General features: G+C 63.9%; 6 protein-coding genes. 3 read left to right on the top strand and 3 right to left on the bottom strand.

The window, feature by feature from the left end:
• Both CP49_RS25950 and CP49_RS25945 read right to left on the bottom strand, forming a co-directional pair.
• A partial coding sequence (locus tag CP49_RS25950) for a coiled-coil domain-containing protein (RefSeq protein ID WP_057853013.1) occupies positions 1 to 1193 on the bottom strand: 1193 nt, incomplete at its 3' end.
• A gap of 129 nt (positions 1194 to 1322) precedes the next feature.
• On the bottom strand, positions 1323 to 1940 hold the full coding sequence (locus tag CP49_RS25945) for a DUF1134 domain-containing protein (RefSeq protein ID WP_057853012.1): 618 nt from the start codon (positions 1938 to 1940) through the stop codon (positions 1323 to 1325).
• A gap of 111 nt (positions 1941 to 2051) precedes the next feature.
• Between CP49_RS25945 and CP49_RS25940 the strand changes: the two genes are divergently transcribed.
• Positions 2052 to 2558, top strand: a complete 507-nt coding sequence (locus tag CP49_RS25940) for a YHS domain-containing (seleno)protein (RefSeq protein WP_276326598.1) — start codon at positions 2052 to 2054, stop codon at positions 2556 to 2558.
• A gap of 132 nt (positions 2559 to 2690) precedes the next feature.
• Here the strand turns inward: CP49_RS25940 and CP49_RS25935 are convergent, their stop codons facing one another.
• Complete coding sequence (locus CP49_RS25935) at positions 2691 to 3512, bottom strand: 3'(2'),5'-bisphosphate nucleotidase CysQ family protein (protein ID WP_057853010.1); 822 nt, start codon at positions 3510 to 3512, stop codon at positions 2691 to 2693.
• 151 nt (positions 3513 to 3663) lie between these two features.
• Here CP49_RS25935 and chpT point away from each other — a divergent pair, with 151 nt between their 5' ends.
• Entirely contained in the window at positions 3664 to 4311 is a 648-nt protein-coding gene (gene chpT / locus CP49_RS25930) for a histidine phosphotransferase ChpT (protein ID WP_057853009.1), read from the top strand.
• A gap of 192 nt (positions 4312 to 4503) precedes the next feature.
• A partial coding sequence (locus tag CP49_RS25925; RefSeq protein ID WP_197423233.1) for an Hpt domain-containing protein occupies positions 4504 to 5042 on the top strand: 539 nt, incomplete at its 3' end.

Below are 5042 nucleotides of genomic sequence, written 5' to 3'. Positions count from 1 at the left end.
GGGGTGCCGGCGACGTCGTTGGCGGGCTTGGCCGGCACTTTCGGCACGGAAGGTTCCGCCGCCAGCATCGCCTCGATCGCCGAGTTCGGTCCTTCGAGCTGCATGGCGAGCTTGGCGACTTCGGCGGCGATGTCGTTGATGCGCTCGCGCAATAACGCGTTTTCCATCCGCTCGGTCTGCCACGAGCTTTCGGCCTGCTGCTGAATAGCGTTGATGTCACGCTGGAGTTTCGCGCGCTCGTCGCGGGCAATGCGGAGCTGTTCCTCCACCGCCGCTTTCTCGGCGCGCAATTTTTCGACGATCGGCGACTTGCCGCCGTTCGTCGCCGCGATCTCCTCGCGCAGTTCGCGGGCAGCGCGCTCCGCGTTCTCGTTCGCCTGCCGGAGCTGGTTGTTTTCGTATTCGCGCTCGGCGAGGATCTTGCCTTGCATCGCCAGCCGCGCTTCGAGGTCGTTGACGCGGTTGCCGAGCATCTCGGCTTCCTTGACCTGGACGATCAATTGCCGGTCGAGATCGGTGACGCGCTGGCTCAAATTTTCGACGCGGCCGCGGGCTTCCGTCAGTTCGCGCGTCGCGTGCTCGGAATCGGCGCGCTCCTGCGCGAGGCGGGCCTGCGTCGTCGAGAATTCCTTTTCGGCGTCGCCGACGCGGCCCTTCAGTTCCTCGATCTGCGTGCGCACCGCGACCAGCTCGACCTGGCGGCTGTCCGCCATCATCGAACGGCTGTTCAATTCGTGATTGATCCTGGCGAGTTCGGCCTGCTTGTCGGTCAGCGCCTGTTCGGCGTTGCGCAGGAGTTCGGTCTTGGCCGCGAATTCCTCTTCGGTGGCGCGCAACTGCTCTTTCATCGCCTTCTCGCGCGCTTCGAGCGAAAAGATCGTGGCGTTCTTTTCGCCGAGCTCGATCTTCATGCGGTTGATCGCATCGCTCTTCTTGCCGAGTTCGGCGAGCTGGCTGGTGGTCTTGTTCTTGAGCTGCTCGACGTTCATTTCGAGCCGCCGTGCCGACATCGCGAATTCCGCGCGCAACTGGTCCTTGTCGGCCTGGATCTCGGCCATCGACAGCGGGGTTGCCGCCTCGAGCCGCCGCGTCGTCAGCCGCACCGCACGGTTATGCACCAGCGGCACGATCATCAGACCGAACAGCATGGAGACCAGAAAACCGATCGCCAGGTACATGATCGGTTCGATCATGGATGGTTACTCCGCACGAGATTAGGATTCGTTAATCACAATGCCACGCCGGGCCCTGCCCGCGCCAGCCCAATGCCGCGTTAACCTGAATCCGCCTGGGGAGACGCGCGTCTATGCTTGAAGATGGGCTCAGAACGGGTTCCAGGTCGCGCGCGGCGTATATTTGAGATAGCCGACATTGGCGCCGAGCCTCAAGCCGATGCCGGAGCGGATCGGCACCAGCACGATGTTGTTGGCGGTGAGCGCGGTCATGCCGAAGCCGCCGACGATATAGGCGGAGCCGTCGATGCCGACGAAGCGCTGGTAGATCGCGTTGGTCGCGGGCAGGTTGTAGACCAGCGTCATGGTACGCGCGCCATCGCCGCCCCAGTCGAAACCGACTGATGGTCCCTGCCAGTAAACTCGCAGGTCGCCGGCGTTCTTGGTGTAGAGCGTGCCTTCGCCATACCGCAGGCCTGCCACAAAAGCACCGGAGCCTTCCTCGCCGAGCACATAGCCATTGGGCAAGCCCCATTGGCTCACCGCCCGCTCGATGACGGAAGCAAGGCCACGCGAGACGTTGCCGAAGAACTTGTGCCCGGCCGAAACCAGCTCGTCGGGATGGAAGGTGTCGGGCCCTGGCTGGCGTTGCGGTGGCGGCTGCTGCGCTGGGTACGCCGGTGGCGGCGGCTGCTGCGCGCCGGCAGGCACGGTCCAGCAGATCAGCGCGGCAAACGTCACCGCGGCAAGGCGTGAAGCAAACGTCATGAAAGAACCCCTGGCATCGAAATTCTGGCCGCCGCCTTAACCTGACGCCAACAAGCATGGCTCTAGGTTGCGCCCAGTGTCCCCTCGACTCGCATGTTATCGGCACCAACTATGACGGCACAACGGCAGGAAAGATACGCTTTGCGCCCCGGAATAGCCCTTATTGCCTTATTGGCGAGTTTTTTTAGCTTGCTCAGCCTTGATTTTGCCGCGCGGGCCGCGACCACCGAGCGGGTGGTGGTGAACCGCTATTCCGGCCTCGCCATCGGCGGCTTCGATCCCGTCGCCTATTTTACGGAGTCCATGGCCATCGAGGGCTTGCCCGATTTCGAAGCGCGCGGCGCCGGCGCCGTCTGGCGTTTCCGCAACGAAGGCAACCGCGCTTCTTTCGTTGCGCATCCGGAGATTTACGGGCCTCAGTTCGGCGGCTACGACCCGGTCGATCTTGGGCGAGGGGTGACCTATGCGGGCAACCCGCGCTTTTGGGTGGTCGCGGGCCAGCGGCTCTATCTGTTCGGCCGCGAGGAAAACCGCGATGCGTTCGCCGCCGAACCCGCGCGCTTCCTCAAGGAGGCCACCGCGCGTTGGCCGGTGCTGGTGCAAGGACTCGCGCAGTAGTGAGCCAGCTCCCGTAGCCCGGGCGAGCGCAGCGACCCCGGGAATAGTGGTCAAACCTTCATTCGTCTGGCACCGCTCGGGGTCGTTTCGCTCGCCCGGGCTACGAAACTGCGCTCGCCCGGGCAACGAAACTCAAACGGACGCTTTCGGATCGCCCCAAGCGATGAATTCCGGAACGATGAAGTCCTTCCGCCCTGTGCCAAAAACCAGCGCCGCGCCGGTTGAATCCGTAATCCGGCCGCCGGCGGCCGCGACGACCGCATGGCCCGCGGCCACGTCCCATTCCGAGGTCGGCGACAGCCGGGGATAGATATCGACCCCGCCTTCGGCCACCCGGCCGAATTTGACCGCCGAGCCAAGCTCGCAGCGTACCGCGCCCGGTCGTTCCGCAATAAACGCTTCGGTCCTGGCATCGCCATGCAAGCGGCTGACCGCGACTGTCCATGGCTCGCCGCGCGGCGGGCAGGGGCGGGTACGAACCGGCATCATCAGCGGCTTGCCCTTGCCGAGCGTCAGCCGCTCCGCGCCGCGGCCGACAATGCCGCGCCAGATCAGCCCGAGCGCGGGCGCGCTGATGATGCCGAGCAGCGGCGTTCCGTGGGTCACCAGCGCCAGATTGACCGTGAACTCGTTGCGGCCGGCGACGAATTCCTTGGTGCCGTCGAGCGGGTCGATCAGGAAGAAGCTGTCCTTGCAGGGCAGCGTGGCCTGCTGGGCGCGCTCTTCCGACAGCGACGGTATGTCGCTCGCCACTTGGGCAAGGCCCTCGGCGATGATCCGGTCGGCCGCCAAATCCGCCTCCGTTACCGGCGATCCGTCGATCTTGCCGTCGACCTTCATTGCGGAACGGTTGACGGCAAGGATGGCGGCGCCGGCCCGGATCACGATCTCGGTCAGCGGTTCGATCAGCGCCGCGGCAGCGTTGCGATCGAGTACGGGGCGTGCCTCATTCATGAGCTGGGCCCATTTGCTGTTTCTCTTGCCTTGCCATTGCCGCCCCGCGCTGGCAGCACGGGGCTGCGCAGTGTATCAAACCAGAAAGCACGCGTGATTCGTAAACTGTCCGCCAGGAACATGGCACTCGGCGGCTTTCGAGGAACCTTTGATGTCTGGCATTTCATCTCCCGGTCCGGCTCCCGATACCCTCGAACTTGCGGCGCTCTTGTGTTCGCGAGTCTGTCACGATCTCATCAGCCCGGTTGGCGCAATCGTCAATGGGCTTGAGGTGCTGGACGACAACCCGAAGCCCGAAGACCGCGATTTCGCGCTCGATCTGATCCGCAAGAGCGCCAAGACCGCGTCCGCACGATTGCAGTTCTGCCGGCTGGCGTTTGGCGCTGCGGGCTCAGCGGGTGCGCAGATCGATCTCGGCGATGCCCAGACCATGGCGCGCGGTCATATCGAGGACGGCAAGATCACCATCACCTGGAATTTGCCGCGCCTGCTGTTGCCGAAGAACCGCGTGAAGCTGCTGCTGAACATGCTGATCATTGCGCAGCAGACGATCCCGCGCGGCGGCACGCTGACGATCGATCCGATCGGCGACGGCGAGACGATGAGTTTTCGCGTTACTTCTTCCGGCCTGAACGCCCGCGTGCCGCAGAACATCGCCGATCTCGTGAGTGCGAGCTCGACGGCGTCAGTCGATGCGCACGCGGTGCAGCCTTACTATACCCGGCTGCTGGCGCAGGCCTGCGGGCTGAGCGTGACGCTCGCGCTTGACGGGGAAAAGGTGGTCGTCACCGCGGCCTAAGCGCGCCAACGCGCAAACATGGTTAACCAACGGTTGAAGAACGGCGGCAAAATCTAATTCAGCCGCCTTATCTCTTTGTTGATCCCGTTCTTTTCCATTTGCTCAACCAATATTAAACGCTTTGCATAGAAGCTGGTCTCGTTCCGTAAGGCGCGTCGATGTCGCGTGCCGGTGCGTACGAAGGCCAGTTTCATGGATGATTTGTTGCGGGAGTTCCTGACCGAAACCAGCGAGAGCCTGGATACGGTCGACAATCAGTTGGTGCGGTTCGAGCAGGACCCGAGCGACGCGAAGATTCTGGATAACATCTTCCGCCTGGTCCACACCATCAAGGGCACCTGCGGGTTTCTGGGACTGCCGCGGCTGGAAGCGCTCGCCCATGCCGGCGAGACCTTGATGGGCAAATTCCGCGACGGCATGCCGGTCAAGGCCGAGGCCGTGACGCTGATCCTGTCTTCGATCGACCGCATCAAGGAAATCCTCGCCGGCCTGGAAGCCACCGAGACCGAGCCCGAGGGCACCGACGAAGACCTGATCGAGAAGCTGCATGCGATGGCCGAAGGCGCCAAGCACGCCGAGCACGAGGCGCCGGTCAAGGCCGCGCCCGTTCCCGTGGTCGCGGCCCCGCCGGTGCAGCCGGCCATCACCCAGGAAGTTGTCAAAGGCACCCTGGTGGAGCAAGTGCTGGAACGCCCGCTCCGTCCCGGCGAGGTGTCGCTCGACGACCTCGA

It is taken from the genome of Bradyrhizobium valentinum (genome assembly GCF_001440405.1).
Classification (GTDB): domain Bacteria; phylum Pseudomonadota; class Alphaproteobacteria; order Rhizobiales; family Xanthobacteraceae; genus Bradyrhizobium; species Bradyrhizobium valentinum.
The sequence above is the reverse complement of the archived record's forward strand: the minus strand, read 5'-3'. Positions and strand labels throughout refer to the sequence as shown.

What these genes read in the sequence shown, in the direction of transcription:
- CP49_RS25940 (WP_276326598.1), top strand. Translation starts at nt 2,052, where the DNA reads ATGACGGCACAACGGCAGGAAAGATACGCTTTGCGCCCCGGAATAGCC.
- CP49_RS25945 (WP_057853012.1), bottom strand. Translation starts at nt 1,940, where the DNA reads ATGACGTTTGCTTCACGCCTTGCCGCGGTGACGTTTGCCGCGCTGATC.
- CP49_RS25935 (WP_057853010.1), bottom strand. Translation starts at nt 3,512, where the DNA reads ATGAATGAGGCACGCCCCGTACTCGATCGCAACGCTGCCGCGGCGCTG.
- chpT (WP_057853009.1), top strand. Translation starts at nt 3,664, where the DNA reads ATGTCTGGCATTTCATCTCCCGGTCCGGCTCCCGATACCCTCGAACTT.